We start from the raw sequence: 25,146 nt of genomic DNA on the forward strand, positions 1-25,146 counted from the left end.
AACGCCCTGACATGACAGATCTTTTTTCCGATCCGCACTTTGCCTATGCCACCGTCGGCGTGGCCGACTTTCCGGCGACCGTCGCCGCGGCCCTCGCGCGCATCGATGCCATCCAGCCCCTGACATACGCCCGTACGCGCAACCACATCGATGGCGCGGTCAGCCGCGTGTCGCCCTACCTGACGCACGGCTTCGTCGACGTGCCGCAGGTGATCGAGCGCCTGTCGCAGCGCTGCGCGCTGGCGCCGGAAGACAAGATCGTGTTCGAGCTGGCCTGGCGCGAGTACTTCCATCACCTCTGGCGGCACTGGGGCGACGATATCTTCGAGTCGCGCCGCCCGCCGCCGGCTGCGCACTACGCGCCGGCCATGCCGCAGGATGTCGTCGAAGGACGCACCGGTGTGCCGGTGATCGATCAGGCGGTGCGCACGCTGTACCGCACCGGTTATCTGCACAACCATGCCCGGATGTGGCTGGCCAGTTATGTCGTGCATCTGCGCAAGACAGACTGGCGCGCCGGCGCGATGTGGATGTATCGCCATCTGCTGGACGGCGATCTGGCGTCCAACACGCTGTCCTGGCAGTGGGTGGCCGGCACGCTGACCGGAAAACCCTATCTGTTCAACGCGGAAAACGTCGAGCGCTACGCACCGCAATGGACCAGTCGCGATACGGTGCTCGATGCCGGATACGACGCGCTTGACCAGCTTGCCCGCCATGGCGGCGATTGCGGCCCGCACAGCCTGCATGCCGAAGCGATCGATGAGCCGCCGGTCGGTGCCGTGCTGGACCCCGACAACTGGTCCATGCCGCAGGATGACGAAGTCTGGCTGATGCACCCCTGGTCGCTCGGCTGTCCGCCGCAGGGACGGGTGATCGGCTGGATCGAGCCGTCGTTCCATGAACGCTTTGCGTGGAACGAAGCGCGCTGGCAGTTCGTGCTGGCCCGGATGCGGGAGGCCTGCGACGGCATCGTCGTCGGCGATGCGAAGGCCCTGCATCGGCAACTTGGCGGTGTCCGGCTGATGACCATGCAGACGCATAACCCGGGTTATCGGGAGGCGATCACCGAATCAGGCATGCTGGCCGAACCGGTGGCGCGGCAGTTCGACGACCCGCCGCGCGCCATGCCGTCGTTCACGCGCTTCTGGCAAAGCGTGGCACCGAAAGCCGAGGTGGGCCGGCCCTGGCACCGCTGACGCCGATGAACACCGTGCTGAATCCGCTGGCGCGCGCGCCGGCCCGGGTGCTGGGTCTGGCCGGGCTGATCCCGTTCGTCGGCCTGACCGTCGCCATGTATGTCGACGCCGCGCCTCGCGGCTGGGTGGCGCTGGCCCAGCTGGCGTACGCGGCCACCATCGTCAGCTTCATCGGCGCGCTGCACTGGGGGCTGGCGATGCGCGATGCCACGCTCGACCGCGCCGCACTGTGGCAGGCGCTGGGCTGGGGCGTGCTGCCGTCGTTGCTGGCCTGGCTGGCGCTGCTTGCGCCACTCGGCACCGGCTTCTGGCTGCTGTGCGCCGCCGTGCCCGTCTGCTGGTGGATGGACGCGCGGCTCGCGCGCACGCTGACGCTCGAACCCTGGTACCTGGAGCTGCGCACGCTGCTCAGCGTCATCGTCACGATCTGCCTCGCCGCGTCGGCGCTGGCGTTGCCCTGAACCGGCGATGCAGGTCGTCTGGTTCAAGCGCGACCTGCGCATCACCGATCATGCACCGCTGCGCGCGGCGGCGCTGGCCGGCGCGGTGCTCGCCCTGTACGTCTACGAAGACGCGCTGCTGGGCGCACCCGATGCCGATGCCCGCCACCTCGGTTTCCTGAACGAAGCACTCGATGACCTCGACGCCGCGCTCGCGGGCATCGGCCTGAACCTGCTGCGGCTGCGCGGCGCGCTGCCCGAGGTGTTCGATGCGCTGCATCGCCGCCACCGCATCGAAGGCCTGTGGAGTCATGAAGAGACTGGCAATGCGTCGAGCTTTGCCAGGGATCGCGCGGTGGCTGCGTGGTGCCGTGCCCAGGGGGTTCCGTGGCGCGAGGTTCCGAATGGTGCGGTGGTCCGGCGCCTGCGCGATCGCGACGAGTGGTCCGCGCACTGGATGTCGGTCATGCGCCCGGCGCCGGCCGGCCCGCCGCCGCGCATCACGCCGGCGAGGCTGGCCGGCATGATGAGCGTGGCGCCGCCGGACGCTGGGGCAGTCGGTCTGGTGTCGCGCGACATCGACGGCCGTCAGCGCGCGGGCAGGGCGCGGGCGCTGAACGAACTCGATGAGTTTCTGGATGAGCGCGTGCTGCGTTACCGGCGCGGCATGTCCAGCCCGCTGTCGGCCGGCGACGATTGCTCGCGCCTGTCGCCGCATCTGGCACTGGGCATCGTGTCGCTGCGCGAGGTGGTGCATGCGGTGTGGCGCGCGCGTTCCGACTGGCTGGTCCGTGCGCACGTTCCGCAGGGTGCGGCGGCGCTGGCCGGGCTGAAGTCGTTCGAAAGCCGGCTGCACTGGCACTGTCACTTCATGCAGAAGCTGGAATCCGAGCCGGACATCGAATTCCGCCCGGTGAATCGCCTGTACGAAGGGCTGCGCGAGGCTGACTTTTCTGCTGCCCGCCACGCCGCGTGGTGCCGCGGCGAAACCGGCTACCCGTTCATCGATGCCTGCATGCGCTCACTCCATGCGACTGGCTGGATCAATTTCCGCATGCGCGCCATGCTGATCGCGTTTTCGTCCTATCAGCTGTGGAACCACTGGCGCGAGCCGGCATTGCATCTGGCGCGCCTGTTCGCCGACTACGAGCCGGGCATCCATTACCCGCAGGTGCAGATGCAGTCCGGCGTGACCGGCATCAACACCCTGCGCATCTACAACCCGGTCAAGCAGCAGATCGATCAGGACCCGAAAGGCATTTTCGTTCGCCGCTGGCTGCCGGAACTGGCGCGCGTGCCGATCGAATCGCTGGCCGAACCGTGGCGCATGACGCCGGGTGAGCAGATGCGGGCGGGTTGTGTGATCGGCCGCGACTATCCGGCGCCGGTGGTCGAGCACCTCGCTGCCGCCCGCGCGGCGCGCGATGCGGTGTGGGCGGTTCGACGACTGCCGGAAGCCGGTGCCGAAGCGCGCCGCGTATTCGTGCAGCACGGCAGCCGCAACCCCGATCGCGAAGGCGTGCGTCGTCGTCGCAAGGCGAAGTCCGATGACGGCGCGCAGATGGGCTTCGGGTTCTAGGGCGGGTCACGCACCCACCTGCACGCGCCCACGTATCAGCGCTCTGCGTCGCCCAGCGCCTGTTGCAGATCCGCGATCAGGTCATCGGCGTCTTCGATGCCGATGGACAGCCGCAGCATCGCGTCCGGAATGCCGCGTCGGGCGCGCGCTTCCGGTGCGAGGCCGTGATGGGTGGTGGTGCAGGGCTGGGTGACCAGGCTTTCGACGCCGCCCAGGCTGGGCGCCAGCCTGATCAGGCGCAGGCGGTCGGCGACGCGGGTGGCTTCGCTGCCGTCGCCGCGCACGACGATGCTCAACATGCCGCCGAAGCCGTCCATCTGCGCCTTCGCCAGTCTGTGGCCCGGCGCATCCGGCAGGCCCGGGTAGTGCACGCGCGCGATCTTCGGGTGACGCGCCATGGCCTCGGCCACCGCCTGCGCATTGGCGTTGTGCTGACGCACGCGCACGACCAGCGTGCGCAGGCTGCGCGACAGCAGCGCGGCGGTTTCCGGTGACGGCACGGTGCCGAGGTTCTTGCGCCACGCCCACACCGGTTCGAGCAGCGCCTTGCTGCCCATCAGGACGCCGGCGGTGAGATCGCTGTGACCGCCCAGATATTTGGTCGCGCTGTGCATCACCAGGTCGGCGCCCAGTTCCAGCGGACGCTGGTTCACCGGCGAGGCGAACGTGTTGTCGATGGCGACCAGCGCGCCGTGCGCATGCGCCTTGGCAGCCATGGCGCGGATGTCGACGATATCCAGCGTCGGATTGGTCGGCGTTTCGAAGAACACCAGCTTCACGCCGTCTGCGAGCAGGGCATCCAGCTTGTCACCCTCATTGCCGAGGATGCAGTGCGTGCGCAGTCCGAGACCGGGCAACTGCTGTTCCAGCAGTTCCAGCGTGCCGCCGTAGGCGTCACCGACGCAGACGATGCCTGCGCGGCCGTGCGTCAGGAACAGCGCGCTCAGCGCCGCCATGCCGGAAGAGAACACCCACGCGGCCTCGGCCGACTCGAGACCGGCCAGCGTCTCTTCGAGCGCGTAGATCGTCGGGTTCAGCCCGTAACGCGTGTACAGCCCGCCGCGCGTGCGGCCGTCGATCACGTCGAGCAGGTCGGCCGTCGAATCGAAACCGAAGGTGGTGGTGTTGTAGATCGGCGGGTAGGGACTGCCGTAGGCATCATCGGCGGTGTGGCCGTGAATCGCGCGGGTGGCGAGGCGTGCGTTCTTGTCGCGGGTCATGGCTGGCGGCTTGAAGGGTGATGTCCCGAGAATACGCTGCCAGCGCCGGGGGCGTCGCCCCCGGGATTTCGCCGGATCGGCACTCTGGGCCGACGCCGTTCGCCAGTGTCGACTCGAGCACGACCTTGCGACCCGCATCCTTGGTGGCGAGGTGCGGGCGGGTGCGCGCGTACAGCACGTCCATCTTCACTTTCCGCCAGAAGTAGTGAAGCTAGCCTGCGGCCGTGTCGATCGACGACCTATTGGCAATCCCGGAAATCGAGCTCAGCGCCTGCTTTACGGGTGGAACGTCGACGAAGTAATCGGCCTTGTTGTCTTGTCAGTAGCGTGCAGAAGAACTCGTTGCTGTCGATTCAGTCGTGTCCTGCGCGTTCGGATTCTTCTCATCGCGGCGATCAACCGTCACCGACTCACCCATGCGCACCGGAAGGTCGTTCGGGTAGTTGTACCCCGTGCCCTTGTTGTGGTCGATGATGGCGCCGATACCACCGCCGAGGACGATGTTGCCCCACATGCCGCCGGCCGAACGCGAGATCGCGCGCAGGAATCCGTCGCTCATGCCTTCCTTCTTGCATTCCACATTGAGGTCTTCGGCCGAGCGGCGAACCATGACGTTGCCGGGCGCCGTGGCGGTCCAGCTGCCCTTGTCGTTCTTCAGCGTGCATCGGGTCTGATCGACCCTGTCGCCTTTCGAGGAGAGCGTGTTGAGCGTGACGGACTGCATTTCATTGGATGTGATGGTGGCGCAGCCACCGAACAGCAATGTGCTCAGAAGCAGCGCGGGGAGGGACGTCTTCAAGGGGAAATCCTCATGATGAAATGCCCCGCCGGTTGTGAAATACGACTTTAGTTATATGCAGAACGAATTGAATCTTGCGGGGCGCGCGGACTATAGACGTTGAATCGCAATGTCATCGACGGATGACAAAAATTCACGATTGAAAGTCTACGGTCTGCACCCGGTGCGGACAGGCGTGAAGGGGCGGAAAGAGGGGCGCGGGAGCGGCGATCAGCCGAGGCAGAAGAACTCGACCACATCGCTCGCCGCGCTGCGCGGCGAGCCGAAAGCCAGCCAGCCGTGGCCGTCGATGACCACTTCTTCGCGGGTCAGCGCGAATTCCTGCCGGCCTTCGATGGTGACGAAGGTGCCGTTGCTCGAGCGGTCGGTCAGCACGAAGCGGTCGCGCCTGAATTCGAGGTCGCAGTGCTGGCGCGACGCGCGCGCGTCCTTGATGCCGATGTCGACATCGATGTCGCGCCCCATGCGCAGCCGCGGGTGTTCATCGCCCAGCAACCAGACGCGGCCGCCGTGATAGACACGCATTTCGACGCGGCCGCTGCTCATCGTCAGGCCGCCGATGTGGGTGACGTGGTCGGAATGTTCGCAGCGCATTTCGCACAGTTCGACCGAGCGCGCGACGCCCTTGACGACGCGCGGCGGCATCGGGCGGATCTTCGGCTGCCAGTGTTCGCTCAGCCGCACCGCCGCTTCGGTCGACACGATGGCGCGTCCGTGGCTGGCCAGTTCCGACAGTCGCGCCGCGATGTTCACCGACTCGCCAAAGATGTCGTTGCCCGACTCGACCACCGGGCCGAAGTGGAAGCCGGTGCGCACGCCGAGTGAAAAGTGCTTGGCCAGCGGCAGTCCGTCGATGTCGCGGTGGATGGCCAGCGTGGTTTCGGCTGCGTGGTCGCAGGCGCGGAACACCGCCAGCAGACCGTCGCCGGTCATCTTGATGACGGTGCCCGAACTGCCGATCACCGAATCGCACATGGTGCGCAGGCAGCGGTCGATCAGTGCGAACGCGGCCGTGTCGCCCATGCGCTCGTAAAGCTGGGTGCTGCCGACCAGATCGGCAAACAGCACGGCGCATTCACGGGTACGGGGCGGGCTGATCGGCATGTGGGATCAGAAAAAACGTTGTCGCACCGCGTCCGGCAGGGCCATGCCGGTGGCGTGGGCACGTGCCAGCAATTCCCAGTAGTAGCGGTAGGACGCGCGATCGTGCAGCGTGTCGCGGTGGCGCGTCGGCCCCCAGCTCGCGTCCTGCGCCGCGCACAGGATGTCGATGGCGTCTTCGACTTCGCTGAAATCCGGTCGCATGGCGCTCAGGATAGGCTCTATCTGGTTCGGATGGATGCTCCACATACGCATGAAGCCGAAATCGTGGCGCGCCCGTTCGGCGTCGCGCCGGATGTGCTCGATGTCGCGGATCTCGGTGGTGACGTTGTGCGTCGGCACCACCCCGCACCCATGCGCCGCAGCGGCGATTTCGCACTTGGCACGCACGATGATCGGGTGCTCGAACTGCTTCGGGCTTTTCATCGCGTCGCCCGGCAGCGCGCCGTGATGGGCGCTGACGAAATCCATCAGTCCGAGATCGAGCGATTCGACGCGGTCGAGGCGCGCGATGTCCCACACCTCGCGCAGCGCGCCGTGGCTTTCGATCAGCACATGCACCGGAATGGCGCGCTTCACGCCGGCCCGCGTTTCGCAGGTGCGCAGCCAGTCGAGCTGGGTGCGTACGTCGTCGGCGGAGCGCGCCTTGGCCAGCGTGATGAAAGCAAGGCGGTCGCCGGCTTCGCCGACCAGCACATCCATGTCGGCTTTCCACTGCGCATGCGTGACGTCGTGGATGCGCACGCCGATCCGCCCGTACAGGTTGTCGGCGTCATTGATGATGGACGCACACAGCAGGCGATGTGCATCCTCGTTGCCGGCCGCGGCACCGTCTTCGCAGTCGCAGGTGAGGTCGAACACCGGGCCCCGTTCGCCCTGCAGCGCGAGCGCCTTGCGCATCAGCTTTTCCGAACCGGCGTAGTGATCGACGGCCGGGAGGATGGGGAAGGCCCGCTCGCCCTGATAGAGGACGTCGCGTGGATGAATCGGCGCGGCTGGAGTCATGCGGGATGTCCGGGCAACAAAAAAGCGGCCACGTTACCGGGCCGCTTCTTCTGTTTCAAGCCTGACGGATCAGAGCAGGTCGGCGACGCCGGCGCGCTCCTCTTCCAGTTCGGCCAGCGTCTTGGCCACATAGGGCTTCGAGAACTCGTCGATTTCCAGGCCCTTGACGATGCTGTACTCGCCGTTGGCGCAGATGCACGGGAAGCCGAAGATCAGGCCTTCCGGAATGCCGTACGAACCATCCGACGGCACACCCATGGTCACCCAGTCACCGTCCGAACCCAGATGCCAGTTGCGCATGTGGTCGATGGCCGCATTGGCGGCCGAGGCGGCCGACGACAGGCCGCGCGCCTCGATGATGGCGGCGCCGCGCTTGCCGACGGTCGGCAGGAAGGTCTTGGCGTTCCACTCCTGGTCGTTCACCAGCTGGGCCACGCTGTCGCCGTTCGAAGTGGCGAAGCGGTAGTCGGCATACATCGTCGGGCTGTGGTTGCCCCACACGGCCATCTTCCTGAACGACGCCACCGGACGGTTCAGCTTGGTTGCCAGCTGCGACAGCGCACGGTTGTGGTCAAGGCGCAGCATGGCGGTGAAATTCTTCGCCGGCACGCGGCCACCCGCCTTGGCAGCGGTCTTCAGCGCGATGTAGGCGTTGGTGTTGCAGGGATTGCCGACCACCAGGATCTTGCAGGTCGGGGCGGCATGCGCGCCGATCGCGGCACCTTGCACGGTGAAGATCTTGGCGTTCTCGGTCAGCAGGTCCTTGCGTTCCATGCCGGGGCCACGCGGACGTGCGCCCACGAGCAGGGCGAAGTCGGCGTCCTTGAACGCGACGTTCGGGTCATCGGTGGCGACCATGCCGGCGAGCAGCGGAAACGCGCAGTCGTCCAGTTCCATCATCACACCGGTCAGCGCCTTCTGGGCCTGCGGCAGGTCGAGCAGTTGAAGGATGACCGGCTGGTCCTTGCCCAGCATTTCGCCGCTGGCAATACGGAACAGCAGGGCATAACCGATTTGACCGGCGGCGCCGGTCACCGCGACGCGGAGGGGCGTCTTTGACATGTGAGTCTCCTGGATGAGGATGGGACGGGTGCGTAAAAGTGCGTTGTGCGCGGCCGGATTATGGCCGACCTGCAGTGTTTTGACACACAGCACAAAACAGTCGCCCCGGAGCCGGACGAGGCCGGTTTCCGGGCGCCTGTCAGCGCGGGTTCGATTTATATCATATATAAGACATGAGACACCTTGTAGACGTGATGGGATTTCTGTGCTGAAATTGTTGCATGGCACAGGAATCCCCAACGTTCAGTCCGCTGTATCGCCAGATACGTGTGCTGCTGACGCAGGCGCTGCAGAGCGGCGAATGGCGTCCGGGTGAGTCGATACCGAGCGAAACCGAACTGGCGCAGCGCTTCAGCGTGAGTCAGGGCACGGTGCGCAAGGCCATCGACGAGATGGCGGCCGACAATCTGCTGGTCCGCAAACAGGGGAAGGGCACCTTTGTTGCGACGCATCACGATCCACGTGCCTTCTTCCGTTTTCTCCGTCTTGCCCCGATCAACGGCGGCATCGAAACGTCGCAGAGCGTACCGCTCGAATGCTGGCGCGCCCGTGCGGGTCAGGAAGTGGCCCGGACGCTGAATGTCGAGGTGGGGTCGCAGATCATCATCGTGCGTCGATTGCTCAAGTTCGCCGGCAAGCCGGTCGTCATAGACGAAATCTATCTGCGCGGTGACCTGTTTCCCGGGCTCAACCTCGATGTGCTCAAGGAACACCAGGGCTCCCTGTACTCCTTTTTCGAAACGCGCTTCGGCGTGCGTATGGTGCGCGCCGAGGAACGCCTGCGCGCCGTGCCGGCGGACCGCCAGAGCGCCGAATACCTCGAGGTTCAGGAAAACACGCCGCTGCTGTCGGTCGAGCGCGTGGCCTATACCTACGATGACGAACCGGTCGAATGGCGGCGCGGCCTGTGCTCCACCGCCGACCACTATTACCTGAACACACTGAGTTAGCAGACCCGGCGCAATCCCGTTTCCTGCCACACGATCATTCTAGGAGAGCGAGCCAGATGGCCAATACAGCCAGCAAGACCCGACCGAAACACCTGCAGCTGACCGCAATACGGCTGCCGATCCCGGGCATCGTGTCCATCCTGCACCGGGTCAGCGGTGCCGGGCTGTTCCTCTGTCTGCCGCTTCTGCTGTGGCTGTTCGCCGCCAGCCTCGGTTCGCCGGAAACCTTCGATACCTTCAGCACGGTGGTGAGTCACCCGCTGGCCAAACTCCTTCTTCTGGGCCTGATGTGGGCCTACCTGCACCATTTCTGCGCCGGCATCCGCTTCCTGATGCTAGACATGCACCAGGGACTGGATCTGGCTGCCGCGCGCAAAAGTTCTGTTGCAGTGCTGGTGGTGAGCTTGACGCTTACGGTGATTCTGGGGGTGAAACTGTGGTGACTCGGGTTGTTGTCGGTGCCCATTACGGGCTGAAGGACTGGCTGGGCCAGCGCATCACTGCGGTCGTGATGGCGGTTTACACATTGATATTCGCCGTTGGCGTGCTTTTCATGGGCGAATTGAACTACGACAACTGGCGTGGTCTGTTCGCGGGTGGGTTCATGCGTTTCGCGACCTTCCTGTTCTTCGCGTCACTGATGTATCACGCCTGGGTCGGCGTGCGCGACATCTACATGGACTACATCAAGCCCACCAGCGTGCGCCTCGTGCTGCATGCGGTGACCCTGCTGTTGCTGATCGGCTATCTGGGCTGGGCAGCGCAAGTTTTGTGGAGACTGTAAGTGAGCACACCCATTCGCAAGTTTGACGCAGTGATCGTTGGCGCCGGCGGCGCCGGTCTGCGCGCCGCGATCCAGTTGTCGGAAGCCGGTCTGCGCACGGCTGTTCTGTCAAAAGTGTTTCCGACCCGTTCCCATACGGTGGCGGCGCAGGGCGGCGTGGCAGCATCCCTCGGCAATTCTGAAGAGGATCACTGGCACTGGCACATGTATGACACGATCAAGGGGTCCGACTGGCTCGGCGACCAGGACGCAATCGAGTTCATGTGCCGCAAGGCCAACGAAGTCGTCATCGAACTGGAACACTACGGCATGCCGTTCGACCGGACCGACAGCGGCAAGATCTATCAGCGTCCGTTCGGCGGTCACATGTCGAACTTCGGCGAAAAGCCGGTGCGCCGCTCCTGTGCGGCCGCCGACCGCACCGGTCACGCGATGCTGCATGCGATGTATCAGCGCAACGTCAAGGCTAACACCCAGTTCTTCATCGAATGGATGGCGCTTGACCTGATCCGCGACGAAGCGGGTGACGTGGTTGGCGTGACCGCGATGGAAATGGAATCCGGTGAGGTCTATATCTTTCACGCCAAGGCGGTGCTGTTCGCCACGGGCGGTGCCGGCCGCATCTACTACAGTTCGACCAATGCCTTCATCAACACCGGTGACGGCGTGGGCATGGCGGCGCGCGCCGGCATTCCGCTGGAAGACATGGAATTCTGGCAGTTCCACCCGACCGGCGTGGCCGGTGCGGGCGTGCTGATCACCGAAGGCGTGCGCGGCGAAGGCGGCATCCTGCGCAATGCCGACGGCGAGCGCTTCATGGAGCGTTACGCGCCGAACGCCAAGGATCTGGCATCGCGTGACGTCGTTTCGCGCGCCATGGTCACCGAAATCAACGAAGGTCGCGGCTGTGGTCCGAACAAGGATCACGTGATGCTGGACATCACCCACCTCGATCCGGCCACGATCATGAAGCGCCTGCCTGGCATCCGCGAAATCGGCATCCAGTTTGCCGGCGTCGACGCGATCAAGGAGCCGCTGCCGGTGGTGCCGACCTGTCACTACCAGATGGGCGGCATTCCGACCAACTACCACGGTGAAGTCGTGGTTCCGAAGAATGGCAATCCGAGCGAGCCGGTACCCGGCTTCTACGCTGCCGGCGAGTGCGCCTGCGCATCGGTGCATGGTGCCAACCGACTGGGCACGAATTCGCTGCTCGATCTGCTGGTGTTCGGAAAGTCGTCCGGTGAGTCGATGGTCGAGTACATCAAGGCGCAGCCGGTGGCCCACAAGCCGCTGCCGGCCAACGCGGCCGACTATTCGCTGTCGCGCCTGAACCGGCTCGAAACGCAAACCGGCGGCACCGCCGTCGGCGCGACCCGGCTGGCGATGCAGCGCACGATGCAGGCCCACTGTGGTGTGTTCCGCTTCAAGCACATGCTGGAAGAGGGTGTCAGCAAGATCACCGAGATCGAGCGGCAGGTGGCCAACACCGAAATCAAGGACAAGTCCAAGGTGTTCAATACCGCGCGCCTTGAAGCACTTGAGCTGGACAATCTGATCGAGGTCGCCAAGGCGACCATGGTGTCGGCCAATGCGCGTACCGAATCGCGCGGTGCCCACGTGCGCGACGACGCGATCGACAGCCCGGAGTTTCCGGACGGCCGCGACGACGCCAACTGGCTCAAGCACACGCTGTGGTACCGCGAGGGCAACAAGCTCGACTACAAGCCGGTGAACATGACACCGCTGACCGTTGACACCATCGCGCTGAAGAAGCGCGCTTACTGAGGATCACAGCATGACCGCCCGTACTGTCGAATTCAGTATCTACCGCTACGATCCGGACCGCGACGAGAAGCCCTACATGCAGTCGATCTCGCTCGAGCTCGACGGCACCGAACGCAAGCTGCTCGATGCGCTGACCAAACTCAAGGATGTGGATGACACGCTGTCGTTCCGCCGCTCGTGCCGCGAAGGCGTGTGCGGTTCGGACGCCATGAACATCAACGGCAAGAACGGTCTGGCCTGTCTGACCGACATGGATTCGATCGCCACGCCGATCGTGCTGCGCCCGTTGCCGGGCCTGCCGGTCGTGCGCGACCTGATCGTCGACATGACCCAGTTCTTCAAGCAGTACCACTCGATCAAGCCCTACCTGATCAACCCGGAGCACCCGCCCGAGCGCGAGCGCCTGCAGTCGCCGGAAGATCGCGAGGAACTGAACGGCCTGTACGAGTGCATCCTGTGCGCGTGCTGCTCGACAGCCTGCCCGTCCTTCTGGTGGAATCCGGACAAATTCGTCGGCCCGGCCGGTCTGCTCGCCGCCTATCGCTTCATCGCCGACACGCGCGATCAGGCAACCAGCGAGCGGCTCGACAACCTGGAAGATCCTTACCGACTGTTCCGTTGCCATACCATCATGAACTGCGTCGATGTATGTCCGAAGGGTTTGAACCCGACGCGCGCCATCGGCAAGATCAAGGACATGATGGTCCGCCGGGCCGTCTGAGCATGGACAGCGCGAACGATCAGCAGGTCAGCCCCGGTCGGCTGCTGTGGCATTGCCGACGCGGTTTGCTGGAGCTCGACCTGATCCTGCAGCGCTTCATCGAGCATCATCTTGAAAGCTTGACTACAGAACAGAGGGCAGAGTTGTTCGAACTGCTCCATTACGACGACATCACCTTGTTGGCGATTGTCAGCGGACGCGAGCAGTGCGAGGAGACGCGTCTGAAGGGGATGGTTGACCTGTTGCGTGCAGCGTGAGCGCGCAACGGAGTCGATCCGGGCCATTTTGAGGAAGTGAAGAGGTTAGACATGACAAATCAACGCACTGCTACGCTGACCATCGAAGGTCAGACCACCGAGTTCCCGATCATGAGCGGCGTCGCTGGCGCTGATGTGGTGGATATCCGTTCGATGTATGCCAAGACCGGCATGTTCACGTACGACACCGGTTACCTCTCCACCGCAAGCTGCAAGTCGACCATCACCTACATCGACGGCGACAAGGGCGAGCTGTGGTATCGCGGCTACCCGATCGAACAGTTGGCCGAGCACTGCGACTTCCTCGACGTGTGTTATCTGCTGAAGAACAGCGAACTGCCCAACGTCGAAGAAAAGGCCGAGTACGTCAGTCAGATCAAGCGCCACACGCTGCTGCACGAACAGCTGGCCCGTTTCTACGCCGGCTTCCGCCGTGACGCGCACCCGATGGCCATCATGGCCGGTGTGGTCGGCGCACTGTCCGCCTTCTACCATGACGGCATGGACATTTCCGATCAGGCGCATCGCGACATTTCGATCAACCGCCTGATCGCCAAGATGCCGACGATCGCGGCGATGGCTTACAAGTATTCGGTCGGCCAGCCTTTCATGTACCCGCGCAACGACCTGTGCTACGCCGGCAACTTCATGTACATGATGTTCGGCACGCCGTGCGAGGAGTACAAGCCGAATCCAGTGCTGGTCAAGGCGCTGGACCGCATCTTCACGCTGCACGCAGACCACGAGCAGAACGCCTCGACCTCGACCGTGCGTCTGGCCGGCTCGTCGGGCGCCAACCCGTATGCAGTGATCGCTGCCGGCATCGCCTGCCTGTGGGGACCGGCGCATGGCGGTGCGAACGAAGCCTGCCTGCAGATGCTGGAAGAGATCGGCGACGTATCGCGCGTGCCCGAATTCATTGCACGCGCCAAGGACAAGAACGACAGCTTCAAGCTGATGGGCTTCGGTCACCGCGTCTACAAGAATTTCGATCCGCGCGCCAAGCTGATGCGCCAGACCTGCCACGAAGTGCTGACCGAACTGGGCCTGCAGAACGACCGCCTGTTCAAGCTGGCGATGGAACTGGAACGCATCGCGCTGGAGGACGAGTACTTCATCGAGAAGAAGCTGTACCCGAACGTCGACTTCTACTCGGGCATCGTGCAGAAGGCGCTCGGCATTCCGACCTCGATGTTCACCTGCATTTTCGCGCTGGCCCGTACGGTCGGCTGGATCACGCAGTGGAACGAAATGATCACCGATCCGGAATACAAGATCGGTCGTCCGCGCCAGCTCTACGTCGGCCCGGCACGACGCGACATCAAGCCCTGATCGGAGCAGTTTGTGCAACACACCCTGCGGTCATGCGGAGACCGCAGGGTGAATACGAACAACCGCATGCAGGAGGCCTTCTCGACGCCCACGAGACGCGAGGGTCCGGAGCACGACAGGTGCGCCGGCATCCGACCGCGTGGGCATCGCCATAACAAGCCCGGGCAACCCCGGGCGGGGGAGCGAGTCATGATGCAGATGTTGAGTCATTCCTACCTCTTCGGGGGCAATGCGCCCTTTGTCGAGGAACTGTACGAGTCCTATCTCGCCAATCCGGGTTCCGTACCGGATGCCTGGCGCAGCTACTTCGAATCCCTGCAACATCTGCCTGGCGCTGCTGCCGATGTGGCCCATGCGCCGGTCGTCGCGTCGTTTGCCGAACTGGCCAAGCGCGGTCCGACCCGTTCGGCCGGCCCGGCCGCCGACGACAAGCGTCAGGTCGGCGTGCTGCAGATGATCAACGCCTACCGCTTCCTCGGCAATCGCTGGGCGCAGCTCGATCCGCTCAAGCGCGCCGAACGGCCCGACATTTCCGAACTGGAGCCGTCGCACTACGGCTTCACCGAAGCCGATCTGGGCGACGTGTTCAGCACCGGTTCCTTCCGCTTCCCGCCGGATGACCGCGCCAGCCTGCGCGAAATCCTCGAAGCGGTGCGTCAGGTGTATTGCGGCAGCGTCGGCGCCGAATACATGTACATGACCGACATCGCGCACAAGCGCTGGATCCAGGCGCGGCTGGAGCCGATGCGCGGCAATTACGGCTACTCGGTCGAAGACCGCAAGCGCTTCCTGGAACGCGTGACGGCGGCCGAAACGATGGAGCGCTATCTGCATACCAAGTATGTCGGCCAGAAGCGCTTCTCGCTCGAAGGCGGCGAATCGACCATCGTCGCCATGGACGAACTGGTGCGTGTCGCAGCCACGCAGGGCGCCCAGGAAATCGTCATCGGCATGGCGCATCGCGGCCGGCTGAACGTGCTGGTTAATACGCTGGGCAAGGCGCCGTCGATGCTGTTCTCGGAATTCGAGGGCAAGGCGGCATCCGACCTGTCGGCCGGCGACGTCAAGTACCACATGGGTTTTTCGTCCGACGTGAATACGCCGTCCGGCCCGGTGCACCTGACGCTGGCGTTCAACCCGTCGCACCTGGAAATCGTCAATCCGGTGGTGGTCGGTTCGGTGTACGCGCGCCAGCGCCGCCGTGGCGACAAGAGCGGCACCCAGGTCATTCCGGTCATCCTGCACGGCGACGCGGCCGTGGCCGGCCAGGGCGTCAATCAGGAAATGCTGAACTTCTCGCAGACGCGCGGCTATGGCGTGGGCGGCACGGTGCACATCATCGTGAACAACCAGATCGGCTTCACCACCTCCGATCCGCGTGACTACCGTTCGTCGCTGTACTGCACCGACATCTTCAAGATGGTCGAAGCGCCGATCTTCCACGTCAATGGCGACGACCCGGAGGCGGTGGCCTACGTGACGCGCATGGCGATGGAATTCCGCGCCGAATTCAAGAAGGACGTGGTGATCGACATCATCTGCTACCGCAAGCTCGGCCACAACGAGCAGGACGAGCCGATGGTGACCCAGCCGCTGATGTACAAGAAGATCGCGGCGCACCCGGGTACGCGCAAGATCTACGCCGACCGGCTCATTTCGCAGGCGGTCATCGGCGAGCAGGAGCCGGAGCAGATGATTGCCGACTACCGTGCTGCGCTCGACGAAGGCCGGCTGGCGCAGGACCCGGTGCTGACCAATCACCAGCGCCGCTTTGCGGTCGACTGGACGCCGTTCCTGAAGCAGCCCTACACCGACGAGTGCGACACGCGCGTTCCGAAGGACGAACTGGCGCGCCTGGGAAAGCGCCTGACGACGGTACCGGACGGTTTCGCATTGCATTCGCGGGTGCAGAAGATCATCGACGACCGCGCCGCCATGGCGCAGGGCAACCTGCCGGTCGACTGGGGCATGGGTGAGAACCTCGCCTATGCGACGCTGCTGGTCGAAGGATACGGCGTTCGCGTGTCCGGCGAAGACGTCGGTCGCGGCACCTTCTTCCACCGCCATGCCGTGCTGCACGACCAGAGGCGCGAGAAATGGGACAGCGGCAACTACATGCCGCTGCAGCACCTGCAGGAAGATCAGGCGCCCTGCGTGGTGATCGACTCGGTGCTGTCGGAAGAAGCCGTGCTGGCGTTCGACTACGGCTACGCCACGACCGAACCGAACGAACTGGTCGTGTGGGAAGCGCAGTTCGGCGATTTCGCCAACGGCGCGCAGGTCGTGTTCGACCAGTTCATCGCGTCGGGCGAAGCGAAGTGGGGTCGCCTGTGCGGTCTTGCGATGATGCTGCCGCACGGCTTCGAAGGTCAGGGCCCCGAGCATTCGTCGGCGCGCATCGAGCGCTACATGCAGCTGTCGGCCGAGAACAACTGGCAGGTGACGATTCCGAGCACGCCGGCGCAGATTTTCCACCTGCTGCGCCGCCAGATGCTGCGCAAGGTACGCAAGCCGCTGGTCATCATCACGCCGAAATCGCTGCTGCGTCACAAGGACGCCGTCTCGTCGCTCGACGAACTGGCCAACGGCCGCTTCCAGCCGGTCATTCCGGAAGTCGATGCGCTGGACGACAAGAAGGTCGAACGCATCATCATGTGCAGCGGCAAGATCTACTACGAACTGCTGGCGCACCGGCGTGCGAACGACATCAAGAACGTCGCCATCGTACGTCTTGAACAGCCCTATCCCTTCCCGTCAGCGGAAGTGACCGCGCAGGTGGCCCGTTATCCGAAGGCGAAGGGCATCACCTGGGTACAGGAAGAGCCGCGCAACCAGGGCATGTGGTACTGGCTCATTTCGCGTCAGCACCTGGGCAAGGCAGTGGGCGACATGAAGCTGGAACTGGTATCACGGCCTGCGGCAGCCTCGCCTGCGGTCGGCTATGCCGCCAAGCACCAGGCTCAGCAGAAGGCGGTCATCGAAGCAGCGTTCGCAGGAGTGGGGCGCTAAGACGCCCCCGACAGGGAGACAGAATCAAATGCTTATCGAAGTGAAGGTTCCGCAGCTGTCCGAATCGGTGGCCGAAGCCACATTGGTCAGCTGGCACAAACAGGTGGGCGAAGCGGTCGCCCGTGACGAAAACCTGATCGACATCGAAACCGACAAGGTGGTGCTGGAAACCCCCGCGCCGGACGCCGGCGTGCTGGTTGCCATCATCAAGCAGAACGGTGCCCTGGTCACCAGCGGCGAGCTGATCGCGCAGATCGACACCGAAGGCAAGGCAGCCGCGGCGGTACCGGCGGCGGCTGCACCGGCAGCACCTGCCGCGGCGCCCGCCGCCGCTGCGGTGGCAACAGCCAGTGCGTCCTCGTCGGCGCCGGCGAGCCCGGCCGCACGCAAGATCATGGACGAACGCGGTCTGGCAGGTGGTGATGTGCAGGGCACCGGTCGCGGTGGTCGCATCACCAAGCCGGATGCCGTCGGTGCCGCAGCACCCGCACCGGCCGCGCCGCCCGCCGCGCCGCGTGCCGCTGCCGCGCCGGCCCCGACTGCAGCGGCACTGCCGCAGCCGCCGGTGCCGGTCCGGCTCGAAGAGCTGCTGGCCGACCGGCCGCAGCAGCGCGTGCCGATGTCGCGCCTGCGCGCCCGCGTCGCCGAGCGTCTGCTGCAGTCGCAGGCGCAGAACGCCATCCTGACCACGTTCAACGAAGTGAACATGCAGCCGGTCATGGACCTGCGCAAGAAGTACGCCGAGAAGTTCGAGAAGACGCACGGCGTCAAGCTGGGCTTCATGTCGTTCTTCGTGAAGGCGGCGCTGCAGGCGCTGCGCAAGTTCCCGCTGCTGAACGCCTCGATCGACGGCAACGACATCGTCTATCACGGCTTCTTCGACATCGGCATCGCCGTCGGCAGCCCGCGTGGTCTGGTTGTGCCCATCCTGCGCGACGCCGACCAGATGAGCTTCGCCGACATCGAAATGAAGATCGCCGAATTCGGCCAGAAGGCGAAGGACGGCAAGCTGTCGATGGAAGAGCTGACCGGCGGCACGTTCTCGATCTCGAACGGCGGCGTATTCGGCTCGATGCTGTCGACGCCCATCATCAACCCGCCGCAGTCGGCCATTCTGGGCGTGCATGCGACCAAGGACCGGCCGGTCGCCGAAAACGGCCAGGTGGTGATCCGTCCGATCAACTATCTCGCCATGTCCTACGACCACCGCATCATCGACGGTCGCGAGGCGGTGCTCGGTCTGGTGACGATGAAGGAAGCGCTGGAAGATCCGGCCCGCCTGTTGTTTGACGTATAACCAAAGATGCAAGATTCAAGATGCAAGATGCGAGGATGTCGTTCCTTGCGACTTGCGTCTTGAAACTTGAATCTGATTTGCGGAGCAAATCCAGATGTCCAGAGAATTTGATGTCGTCGTGATCGGTGCCGGTCCCGGCGGATATGTCGCAGCGATTCGTGCCGCCCAGCTCGGCCTGAATGCCGCCTGCATCGAGTACAACAGTTATGCCGATCCGAAGGGCGAAGTGCGTCTCGGCGGCACCTGCCTGAACGTGGGCTGCATTCCGTCCAAGGCGCTGCTGCAGTCGTCGGAGCTGTTCGAGCAGGCGAACCATTCCTTCGTGATGCACGGCATTACCGTTGATTCGCCGCGCATGGACGTCGGCGTGATGATGAAGCGCAAGAACAACATCGTCGATCAACTGACCAGCGGCATCCGCGGCCTGTTCAAGAAGAACAAGGTGACGCTGCTGAGCGGTCTGGGCAGTTTCGCCGGCCGTGAGGATGAAAAATGGAAGATCGCCGTGACGCGCAACGGTGAGACCGAACACGTGATGGCGAAGCACGTCGTCGTGGCGACTGGTTCGCGTGCCCGCCATCTGCCGGACATTCCGGTCGACAACGAGGTGATCTGCGACAACGAGGGCGCGCTGGCGTTCGACGGTGCGCCGAAGCGTCTGGGCGTCATCGGTGCCGGCGTCATCGGTCTCGAACTGGGCAGCGTATGGAAGCGGCTCGGCGCCGAGGTGACCATCCTCGAAGCCGCACCGGACTTCCTTTCGGCAGCCGATGCGGCCATCACCAAGGAAGCCTGGAAGACCTTCACCGCCAAGCAGAAGCTCGGCATCAAGCTCGGCGTGAAGATCGGCAAGGTCGAACGCACGGCCGATGGCGTGCGCGTCGAGTACGAACTGAAGGACGAGCAGAAGGTGCTCGAATGCGACCGCCTGATCGTGTCGGTCGGCCGCATCCCGAATACCGATGGCCTCAACGCCGAAGCGGTCGGCCTGAAGGTGAGCGAACGCGGTTTCATCGAGGTCGATGAACAGTGCCGGACCAATCTCGCCAACGTGTGGGCGGTCGGTGACGTCGTCCCGGGCCCGATGCTGGCACACAAGGGCATGGAAGAAGGCGTCATGGTGGCTGAATGCATCGCCGGCCAGAAGGGGCACGTCAATCACGACACCGTGCCCTGGGTCATCTACACCCACCCGGAAATCGCCTGGGTCGGCAAGACCGAGGCACAGCTCAAGGCGGCCGGCATCGAATTCAAGGCGGGCCAGATTCCGTTCGCTGCGAATGGTCGCGCGCTGGGGCAGGGTGACACCACCGGCTTCGTGCGCATGTACGCCTGCGCCGAAACCGATCGCATCCTCGGCGTGCACGTGATCGGCAACAATGCCTCGGAGCTGATTGCCGAAGCGGTCGTGGCGATGGAATTCGGCGCCTGCTCGGAAGACATCGCACGCATCTGCCACGCCCACCCCACGCTGTCGGAGGTCATGCACGAAGCTGCACTGGCCTGCGACAAGCGACCTTTGCACTTCTGACACCGGGCGATGCCGCACGAAATCCTCCAGGTGCCCGAACGGGGCATGATGGACGCCTTCGAGGCGGCACTCAAAACGCACGGCTACCAGGCTGACGCGTCGCAGCGCGCCGCCGCCGACAGGCTGCAGCAGCTTTACACCGAACTGCTCGGCTTCAAGGCGGCGCGCCGTACCCAGCTGCGCAAGCTGCTGTCGCGCGCGCAACCGCCGCGTGGCGTCTATTTCTGGGGCGGCGTCGGACGCGGCAAGAGCTTCCTGATGGATTGCTTCTTCGACGCCGTGCCCTACCGCCGCAAGCGTCGCGTCCATTTCCACGCCTTCATGCAGCAGGTGCACGCGGCGCTCAAGCAGCACAAGTCGGAAGCCGATCCGCTGGCCCGGGTGGCCGAAGATCTGGCGCAGTCCGCCCGCTTGCTGTGTTTCGACGAATTCCACGTGTCCGACATCGCCGACGCGATGATGCTCGGCCGGCTGGTCGAGGCGCTGTTCGAGCGTGGCGTGGTGCTGGTCGCCACGTCCAACTATCCGCCCGACGGTCTGTACCCGAACGGTCTGCAGCGGCAGAACTTCCTGCCCACCATCGAGCTGCTGAAGAAGAAACTCGAAGTGTTCGAACTCGATGCCGGCATCGATTACCGGCTGCGCTCGCTCGAACGCATGGACATCTACATGGTGCCCAACGGCGCAGACGCCGACCGTCGGCTTGAAGAGGACTTCCGCGAGCTGTGCGGCGAGCCCTCATCGGACGGCACGCTGGACATCCTCGGCCGCACGCTGAAGACCCATGCCTGCTCGCTGGGTGCGGTGTGGTTCGACTTCCAGGAAATCTGCGGCGGCCCGCGCTCGCAGAACGATTACCTTGAACTGGCGCGGCGCTTCCACTCCGTCGTCCTGTCCGACGTACCGAAGATGAGTCGCGAAAAGGCGAACGAGGCGCGGCGTTTCACCTGGTTGGTCGATGTGCTGTATGACTTCCGGGTCAAGCTCATCCTGTCGGCCGAAGTCGAAGCGCACCTGCTCTACACGGATGGCCCGAATGCCAACGAATTCACCCGCACGGTCAGTCGCCTGATCGAAATGCGCACGCGTGAATACCTCGCGTCGCCGCACCGGGTGGATTTTTCCGGCGGAGCGCCGGCCGCCGGACCCGCCGGCCTTTGACCCGTATTGCAGCAGCTGTGGGGCCGCTCCCACAGCAGGCTCCCACAGTCAGCGCCGATGAAGGCGCGTCGCGACGCGGTGCGCCGAGGACCGGTCGTGGTGTCGCCCGAATCCGTTACGCGCTGCGCAGGTGCAGGGCGCGGGCGATCAGGATGGCGCTGACGGGCATCAGCACGGCGATGGCGACCACGGTCAGCAGAAGTGATGTGAGGTCGCTGTAGTTGGCGGCGGTCACCACGGCACCGGTTGCCGGGTCCTTCACTTCGCGCGCCAGCGTGAAGATCTGATTCAGATACTTGGTGCCGAGCTGGCTGGCCGACAGCGCCAGATTGGTGAACGACGCCATCACCGCGAAGAAGGTCGCCTTCAGGTGGGCCGGTGCCGAATTGGCGATCCAGGCCAGCATCGGAATCATCGATATCTGTCCCAGCGGCGATTCGAGCGCGGTGTCGATCACCGCGATGAAGCGTGCGTCCACGACGCCGCCGGTCACGCTCGCCGTCCATTCATGCAGGCCCATGCTCATGCCCAGCGTGGGCAGCGACAGCACGAAGCTGGCTGCCGTGAGGAATCCGACGACGTACAGGATGGACCGCTCCGCCATGAAGCGGCGGAACAGGAACATGCCGATCAGCGTGAGCGCACTGGCGATCAGCGACAGCACCGAAAAGAAGGCCTGGTCGAAGCCCAGCACGTCGATTGACCACCAGGACACGCCGGGTCCGGTGCCCGGCGTCGCGCGGAACATGAAGATGACCAGTGCGGTGCCGATCAGCGTGTTGCGTGCCGTTGCATCCAGTTCCCGGGTCAGTTTTGCCATCAGGAAGGCGATGATGGTGAAGGATCCGACGAAGATGATTTCCTGGTTCCACTTCAGGTCCGACAGCCCCATCGTCAGCGTGAACGCGACGAAGGCTGCGCTGCCGCCGATGATCCACCAGTTGGGCCGGGTATTTCCGTCCGCCTCGCGCAGCAGCGCGGCCGCTTCTGCGCGCGACAGACCGCGCGCCATGTGCGCCCGGATGTGGCGCATCTTGAGCAGCGCCGCGAAGGCGACACCGGCCACCGACACCGCCGGAATGACCAGCGCCATCAGATAGATGTCGCGGTACAGCAGCACCTTTTCCGCTTCCGGCAGCGCCTCGGTGCCGGAGAACAGATACAGGTTCACCAGCGCCACCAGCACGCTGCCGCCGATGATGGCGACCCGGCCGAGCGTCTGCATCGTGGTGTGCATCAGCTTGAGGCGTTCGGGCGTGACCGGCGTGCCGTCTTCCTCGACGTGCGGCACCGCCTCGACCGTCATCGCGTCGGCCACCGCGTCCTGCAGCACGTAGCCGATCGGGCTCAACAGCGCGCTCAGCACGAACCAGGTATTGATCGGCAGGATGGCCGCCATCGCATCGCGTTCGGCGATCAGGCTGGCCATGATCAACAGGCTGGCGGCGATGATGCTGGCGCCGAGGTAGATCAGCAGGCTCTTGTAGCGCCACACCAGATCGACCAGATGGCCCATCGGAATCTTCAGCGCCCATGGAATGCCGACCCAGAAACCCAGTGCGGCGAGAAACTCCGCCGACAGGCCGAGGTAGTCCTTGACGAAGAAGGTGCCGACGATGCCGGTCAGGCCCTGGATGCCGGCTGCCATGTAGACCATCAGCGGCGGCAGGTAGGAGAGGCGCATGTCGCGCCCGAGCGACAGGATGTTCAGGTCTATCCAGTGCAGCAGTCGGGATGTCATGTCCGTAATGATTGTTATGGCCGTGCCTGTGACCGGCAAGGATAGGGGGAATTCCGCGCCCGGCGTACTTTTGCGCGCACAAAACTCGGTATGCTGCGGCGTTGATATCCACGCCCCACCCGACGGAGTCCGACGTGCGCTTGTTTGGCCGCCATGATGCACACGAAGCGCCGCATCCGCTGCGCCAGATCAAGCTGTTTTCGACCTTGAGCCGGCGCGAACTGCCGGTGGTGCAGGCACTGCGCCACGAGCGCAACTACCTCGCCGGCGAGGTGGTGTTCGACGAAGGCGACGAGGGCGAGGCCATCTACGCCATCGTGTCGGGCGAGGTCGAAATCCTGCGCCATGACGGCGGGCGTCAGCAGCGTCTGGCCGTGCTGGCCGCCGGTGAGGTGTTCGGCGAACTGGCGCTGCTCGATCAGGCGCCGCGCGCAGCGCAGGCCCGTGCCACGGCCGACTGCGTGCTGGTCGTGTTCTTTCGCGCCGACTTCATGAACCTGCTGGAAACCCATCCGAAGATCGCGTCGAAGATCGCACTGTCGCTGGCGCGCCACCTCGGTGGTCGGCTGCGTCAGGCCAACGCGGGGCAGCGGCAGGACGGTCATCTGTGAGTCCCGAGGCATGAGGCGGCTGCGACCTGCCGGTGCCGGGCCGCTGGCCTGGTGCGGCATCCTGCTCGCCACCACCCTGGCGCTCTACCTGTTCCAGCAGGTGCTGTGGCTGGTCCTGCCCTTCCTGTTCGGGCTCATCGCCTACTACTTTCTTGCGTACCCGATGCAGCGCCTGATGTTCGCCGGCCTGTCGCAGGAATCGGCGGCCAACATCACGGTGGGCGTGTTCGCGCTGCTGCTGGTCGGCGCCTTCGCATTCATGTTGCCGCGCTTTGCCGCGCAGGCGGTCGGCGTGCAGGAAACCGGCATGCGCTATCTGCAGGGCGGCCTGCTGCTGCTCGACCAGACCCTGCGTGCGCTGGAACAGCAGTCCCGTTTCATGCGCGATGCACATGTGGCCGACGCCGTGTCGTCCTACATTGCGGTGGCCGGCGAGGGCTTTGCGCAGAACCGCCTGCCGTCGCTGATGATGTCGGTCGCCGCCTGGCTGCCGTCCATGCTGCTCGCACCTTTCCTCGCCTATTTCTTCCTGCGCGACGGCCGCCGCTTCCAGCGCTTTCTTGCGCGCGCCGTGCCCAACGCCTACTTCGAGCGCACGCTGCATCTTCTTTACGAGGTCGACCGCACGACGCGCGCCTACTTCCAGGGGCTGGTCAAGCTGACCGTGCTCGATGCGGTCTGTCTGGCGGCCGGGCTGTGGGTCATCGGACTGTCTTCGCCGCTGACGCTGGGCATCATCACCGCGGTACTGGCTTGGATTCCATTCGTCGGCTCGGTCATCGGCTGCGCGCTGGTGGTCATGGTCGCGGCAACCGATTTTCCCGGTTCGCCGTCGATTGCCTACGCGTCGATCGGCCTGTTCATCCTGGTGCGCCTGCTCGACGACTTCATCTTCATGCCGCTGACCATCGGTCGCAGCCTGCGCATGCATCCTCTGATCACCGTGCTGATGATTTTCGTTGGCGGTGCGGTGGCCGGCGTGGCCGGTCTGCTGCTGGTGCTGCCGGTGCTCGGCGTGATCATGGTGATCGGCGAAACGCTGAGCATCGTGGCGTCCGACCCACGCCTGCGTGCGCGTCACGCGCACGCGCGCCGCCTGCGCTGGCAGGCGGTCACGCGCGACCTCTGAACCTCCCGGCATCTTCCGTCATCCGACCCCGCTTGTTATCATGACAAACGGGTTGATGGAGGGGCGACATGAAAAGGTATGCAACCAGATCAGTGGCCGGAGACGCCCCGGACGGTTCGGCGGACGGTTCGCCGGTCGCGCAGCTCAAGCACCTGCTCGATGTGCCGGCCGAAGCGTGCTTCCTCGGCTTCGCGCTGACCCACACCGGTACCGGCGACTATCTGTGCATGGCACCCGATCGGCTGCACGTGGCGCTGTGCAGCTGGTCCGGCGCTCCCGACCGGGCGGTCTTCTTCCGCAACTGGTCGGATACGCTGCAGGCGGCGGCAGCCCATCCAGAGGCCGACATCGTGCTCATCTTCGATGTCGGCGACGCATTGCTGGTGTTTCCGGCACGCTAGCGGCGAACGCCGCCGGGAAGGCATCGCAA

The 25,146-nt window shown here is 64.6% G+C and carries 23 protein-coding genes; 17 read left to right on the plus strand and 6 right to left on the minus strand.

Annotated features, from left to right (window positions below; translation table 11 throughout):
• Window positions 1-11: 11 nt before the first annotated feature.
• The 3 genes from ACTIFF_RS10160 to ACTIFF_RS10170 are packed head-to-tail and all read left to right on the plus strand — an operon-like array spanning window position 12 to window position 3,218.
• Window positions 12-1,199, plus strand: coding sequence for an FAD-binding domain-containing protein (locus tag ACTIFF_RS10160; protein ID WP_439536723.1), 1,188 nt, complete (start codon window positions 12-14; stop codon window positions 1,197-1,199).
• 5 nt (window positions 1,200-1,204) lie between these two features.
• A complete protein-coding gene (locus ACTIFF_RS10165; protein ID WP_439536724.1) occupies window positions 1,205-1,660 on the plus strand; it encodes a DUF3429 domain-containing protein in 456 nt (151 codons plus the stop codon).
• A gap of 7 nt (window positions 1,661-1,667) precedes the next feature.
• The gene (locus ACTIFF_RS10170) at window positions 1,668-3,218 is read left to right on the plus strand and encodes a deoxyribodipyrimidine photo-lyase/cryptochrome family protein (protein WP_439536725.1); all 1,551 of its coding nucleotides are present in this window, start codon (window positions 1,668-1,670) and stop codon (window positions 3,216-3,218) included.
• 35 nt (window positions 3,219-3,253) lie between these two features.
• On the opposite strand, the gene ACTIFF_RS10175 is transcribed toward ACTIFF_RS10170, so the two are convergent.
• The 5 genes from ACTIFF_RS10175 to ACTIFF_RS10195 all read right to left on the minus strand — a co-directional run bounded on the left by ACTIFF_RS10175 (window position 3,254) and on the right by ACTIFF_RS10195 (window position 8,405).
• Window positions 3,254-4,438 carry a trans-sulfuration enzyme family protein gene (locus ACTIFF_RS10175; RefSeq protein ID WP_439536726.1) on the minus strand — a complete coding sequence of 395 codons (1,185 nt, stop codon included), beginning with the start codon at window positions 4,436-4,438 and terminating at the stop codon, window positions 3,254-3,256.
• A 319-nt stretch (window positions 4,439-4,757) separates the two neighbouring features.
• Window positions 4,758-5,237 carry a hypothetical protein gene (locus tag ACTIFF_RS10180; RefSeq protein ID WP_439536727.1) on the minus strand — a complete coding sequence of 160 codons (480 nt, stop codon included), beginning with the start codon at window positions 5,235-5,237 and terminating at the stop codon, window positions 4,758-4,760.
• A gap of 210 nt (window positions 5,238-5,447) precedes the next feature.
• Window positions 5,448-6,341: an FHA domain-containing protein gene (locus ACTIFF_RS10185; RefSeq protein WP_439536728.1), complete on the minus strand. Its 894-nt coding sequence runs from the start codon at window positions 6,339-6,341 to the stop codon at window positions 5,448-5,450.
• A 6-nt stretch (window positions 6,342-6,347) separates the two neighbouring features.
• Window positions 6,348-7,343, minus strand: coding sequence for an HpcH/HpaI aldolase/citrate lyase family protein (locus ACTIFF_RS10190; protein ID WP_439536729.1), 996 nt, complete (start codon window positions 7,341-7,343; stop codon window positions 6,348-6,350).
• 69 nt (window positions 7,344-7,412) lie between these two features.
• Window positions 7,413-8,405, minus strand: coding sequence for a malate dehydrogenase (locus tag ACTIFF_RS10195; protein WP_069037599.1), 993 nt, complete (start codon window positions 8,403-8,405; stop codon window positions 7,413-7,415).
• A 221-nt stretch (window positions 8,406-8,626) separates the two neighbouring features.
• Between ACTIFF_RS10195 and ACTIFF_RS10200 the strand changes: the two genes are divergently transcribed.
• From ACTIFF_RS10200 to zapE, 11 genes are all read left to right on the plus strand, one after another.
• On the plus strand, window positions 8,627-9,355 hold the full coding sequence (locus ACTIFF_RS10200; protein ID WP_439536730.1) for a GntR family transcriptional regulator: 729 nt from the start codon (window positions 8,627-8,629) through the stop codon (window positions 9,353-9,355).
• Window positions 9,356-9,411: 56 nt separating this feature from the next.
• Window positions 9,412-9,798, plus strand: coding sequence for a succinate dehydrogenase, cytochrome b556 subunit (gene sdhC / locus ACTIFF_RS10205; protein ID WP_439536731.1), 387 nt, complete (start codon window positions 9,412-9,414; stop codon window positions 9,796-9,798).
• On the plus strand, window positions 9,792-10,139 hold the full coding sequence (gene sdhD, locus ACTIFF_RS10210; RefSeq protein ID WP_257096550.1) for a succinate dehydrogenase, hydrophobic membrane anchor protein: 348 nt from the start codon (window positions 9,792-9,794) through the stop codon (window positions 10,137-10,139). The genes sdhC and sdhD overlap by 7 nt, the downstream gene beginning before the upstream one ends.
• Complete coding sequence (sdhA, locus tag ACTIFF_RS10215) at window positions 10,140-11,927, plus strand: succinate dehydrogenase flavoprotein subunit (RefSeq protein ID WP_439536732.1); 1,788 nt, start codon at window positions 10,140-10,142, stop codon at window positions 11,925-11,927. It begins immediately after the preceding gene.
• A 10-nt stretch (window positions 11,928-11,937) separates the two neighbouring features.
• The gene (locus tag ACTIFF_RS10220) at window positions 11,938-12,648 is read left to right on the plus strand and encodes a succinate dehydrogenase iron-sulfur subunit (RefSeq protein WP_439536733.1); all 711 of its coding nucleotides are present in this window, start codon (window positions 11,938-11,940) and stop codon (window positions 12,646-12,648) included.
• A gap of 2 nt (window positions 12,649-12,650) precedes the next feature.
• Window positions 12,651-12,905, plus strand: a complete 255-nt coding sequence (locus ACTIFF_RS10225; protein ID WP_439536734.1) for a succinate dehydrogenase assembly factor 2 — start codon at window positions 12,651-12,653, stop codon at window positions 12,903-12,905.
• A 51-nt stretch (window positions 12,906-12,956) separates the two neighbouring features.
• On the plus strand, window positions 12,957-14,237 hold the full coding sequence (gene gltA / locus ACTIFF_RS10230) for a citrate synthase (RefSeq protein WP_069037592.1): 1,281 nt from the start codon (window positions 12,957-12,959) through the stop codon (window positions 14,235-14,237).
• A 189-nt stretch (window positions 14,238-14,426) separates the two neighbouring features.
• On the plus strand, window positions 14,427-17,246 hold the full coding sequence (locus tag ACTIFF_RS10235; RefSeq protein ID WP_439536735.1) for a 2-oxoglutarate dehydrogenase E1 component: 2,820 nt from the start codon (window positions 14,427-14,429) through the stop codon (window positions 17,244-17,246).
• Between the two features lie 28 nt (window positions 17,247-17,274).
• A complete protein-coding gene (gene odhB / locus ACTIFF_RS10240; RefSeq protein WP_439536736.1) occupies window positions 17,275-18,543 on the plus strand; it encodes a 2-oxoglutarate dehydrogenase complex dihydrolipoyllysine-residue succinyltransferase in 1,269 nt (422 codons plus the stop codon).
• A 94-nt stretch (window positions 18,544-18,637) separates the two neighbouring features.
• Window positions 18,638-20,074 carry a dihydrolipoyl dehydrogenase gene (lpdA, locus tag ACTIFF_RS10245; RefSeq protein WP_439536737.1) on the plus strand — a complete coding sequence of 479 codons (1,437 nt, stop codon included), beginning with the start codon at window positions 18,638-18,640 and terminating at the stop codon, window positions 20,072-20,074.
• A gap of 9 nt (window positions 20,075-20,083) precedes the next feature.
• Window positions 20,084-21,235 carry a cell division protein ZapE gene (gene zapE / locus ACTIFF_RS10250; protein WP_439536738.1) on the plus strand — a complete coding sequence of 384 codons (1,152 nt, stop codon included), beginning with the start codon at window positions 20,084-20,086 and terminating at the stop codon, window positions 21,233-21,235.
• A gap of 115 nt (window positions 21,236-21,350) precedes the next feature.
• Here zapE and ACTIFF_RS10255 read toward each other — a convergent pair whose 3' ends face one another.
• Entirely contained in the window at window positions 21,351-22,976 is a 1,626-nt protein-coding gene (locus ACTIFF_RS10255) for a hypothetical protein (protein ID WP_439536739.1), read from the minus strand.
• 134 nt (window positions 22,977-23,110) lie between these two features.
• On the opposite strand from ACTIFF_RS10255, the gene ACTIFF_RS10260 reads away from it, so the two are divergent.
• From ACTIFF_RS10260 to ACTIFF_RS10270, 3 genes are all read left to right on the plus strand, one after another.
• Window positions 23,111-23,587: a cyclic nucleotide-binding domain-containing protein gene (locus ACTIFF_RS10260; protein ID WP_439536740.1), complete on the plus strand. Its 477-nt coding sequence runs from the start codon at window positions 23,111-23,113 to the stop codon at window positions 23,585-23,587.
• Between the two features lie 10 nt (window positions 23,588-23,597).
• Entirely contained in the window at window positions 23,598-24,716 is a 1,119-nt protein-coding gene (locus ACTIFF_RS10265; RefSeq protein WP_439536741.1) for an AI-2E family transporter, read from the plus strand.
• A gap of 68 nt (window positions 24,717-24,784) precedes the next feature.
• Window positions 24,785-25,117, plus strand: a complete 333-nt coding sequence (locus ACTIFF_RS10270) for a hypothetical protein (protein ID WP_439536742.1) — start codon at window positions 24,785-24,787, stop codon at window positions 25,115-25,117.
• The last annotated feature ends 29 nt before the right edge of the window (window positions 25,118-25,146 follow it).

It is taken from the genome of Methyloversatilis sp. (genome assembly GCF_051861465.1).
Lineage (GTDB): Bacteria > Pseudomonadota > Gammaproteobacteria > Burkholderiales > Rhodocyclaceae > Methyloversatilis.

What these genes read in the sequence shown, in the direction of transcription:
- ACTIFF_RS10160 (WP_439536723.1), top strand. Translation starts at nt 12, where the DNA reads ATGACAGATCTTTTTTCCGATCCGCACTTTGCCTATGCCACCGTCGGC.
- ACTIFF_RS10165 (WP_439536724.1), top strand. Translation starts at nt 1,205, where the DNA reads ATGAACACCGTGCTGAATCCGCTGGCGCGCGCGCCGGCCCGGGTGCTG.
- ACTIFF_RS10170 (WP_439536725.1), top strand. Translation starts at nt 1,668, where the DNA reads ATGCAGGTCGTCTGGTTCAAGCGCGACCTGCGCATCACCGATCATGCA.
- ACTIFF_RS10175 (WP_439536726.1), bottom strand. Translation starts at nt 4,438, where the DNA reads ATGACCCGCGACAAGAACGCACGCCTCGCCACCCGCGCGATTCACGGC.
- ACTIFF_RS10185 (WP_439536728.1), bottom strand. Translation starts at nt 6,341, where the DNA reads ATGCCGATCAGCCCGCCCCGTACCCGTGAATGCGCCGTGCTGTTTGCC.
- ACTIFF_RS10190 (WP_439536729.1), bottom strand. Translation starts at nt 7,343, where the DNA reads ATGACTCCAGCCGCGCCGATTCATCCACGCGACGTCCTCTATCAGGGC.
- ACTIFF_RS10195 (WP_069037599.1), bottom strand. Translation starts at nt 8,405, where the DNA reads ATGTCAAAGACGCCCCTCCGCGTCGCGGTGACCGGCGCCGCCGGTCAA.
- ACTIFF_RS10200 (WP_439536730.1), top strand. Translation starts at nt 8,627, where the DNA reads ATGGCACAGGAATCCCCAACGTTCAGTCCGCTGTATCGCCAGATACGT.
- sdhC (WP_439536731.1), top strand. Translation starts at nt 9,412, where the DNA reads ATGGCCAATACAGCCAGCAAGACCCGACCGAAACACCTGCAGCTGACC.
- ACTIFF_RS10220 (WP_439536733.1), top strand. Translation starts at nt 11,938, where the DNA reads ATGACCGCCCGTACTGTCGAATTCAGTATCTACCGCTACGATCCGGAC.
- ACTIFF_RS10225 (WP_439536734.1), top strand. Translation starts at nt 12,651, where the DNA reads ATGGACAGCGCGAACGATCAGCAGGTCAGCCCCGGTCGGCTGCTGTGG.
- gltA (WP_069037592.1), top strand. Translation starts at nt 12,957, where the DNA reads ATGACAAATCAACGCACTGCTACGCTGACCATCGAAGGTCAGACCACC.
- ACTIFF_RS10235 (WP_439536735.1), top strand. Translation starts at nt 14,427, where the DNA reads ATGATGCAGATGTTGAGTCATTCCTACCTCTTCGGGGGCAATGCGCCC.
- odhB (WP_439536736.1), top strand. Translation starts at nt 17,275, where the DNA reads ATGCTTATCGAAGTGAAGGTTCCGCAGCTGTCCGAATCGGTGGCCGAA.
- lpdA (WP_439536737.1), top strand. Translation starts at nt 18,638, where the DNA reads ATGTCCAGAGAATTTGATGTCGTCGTGATCGGTGCCGGTCCCGGCGGA.
- zapE (WP_439536738.1), top strand. Translation starts at nt 20,084, where the DNA reads ATGCCGCACGAAATCCTCCAGGTGCCCGAACGGGGCATGATGGACGCC.
- ACTIFF_RS10255 (WP_439536739.1), bottom strand. Translation starts at nt 22,976, where the DNA reads ATGACATCCCGACTGCTGCACTGGATAGACCTGAACATCCTGTCGCTC.
- ACTIFF_RS10265 (WP_439536741.1), top strand. Translation starts at nt 23,598, where the DNA reads ATGAGGCGGCTGCGACCTGCCGGTGCCGGGCCGCTGGCCTGGTGCGGC.
- ACTIFF_RS10270 (WP_439536742.1), top strand. Translation starts at nt 24,785, where the DNA reads ATGAAAAGGTATGCAACCAGATCAGTGGCCGGAGACGCCCCGGACGGT.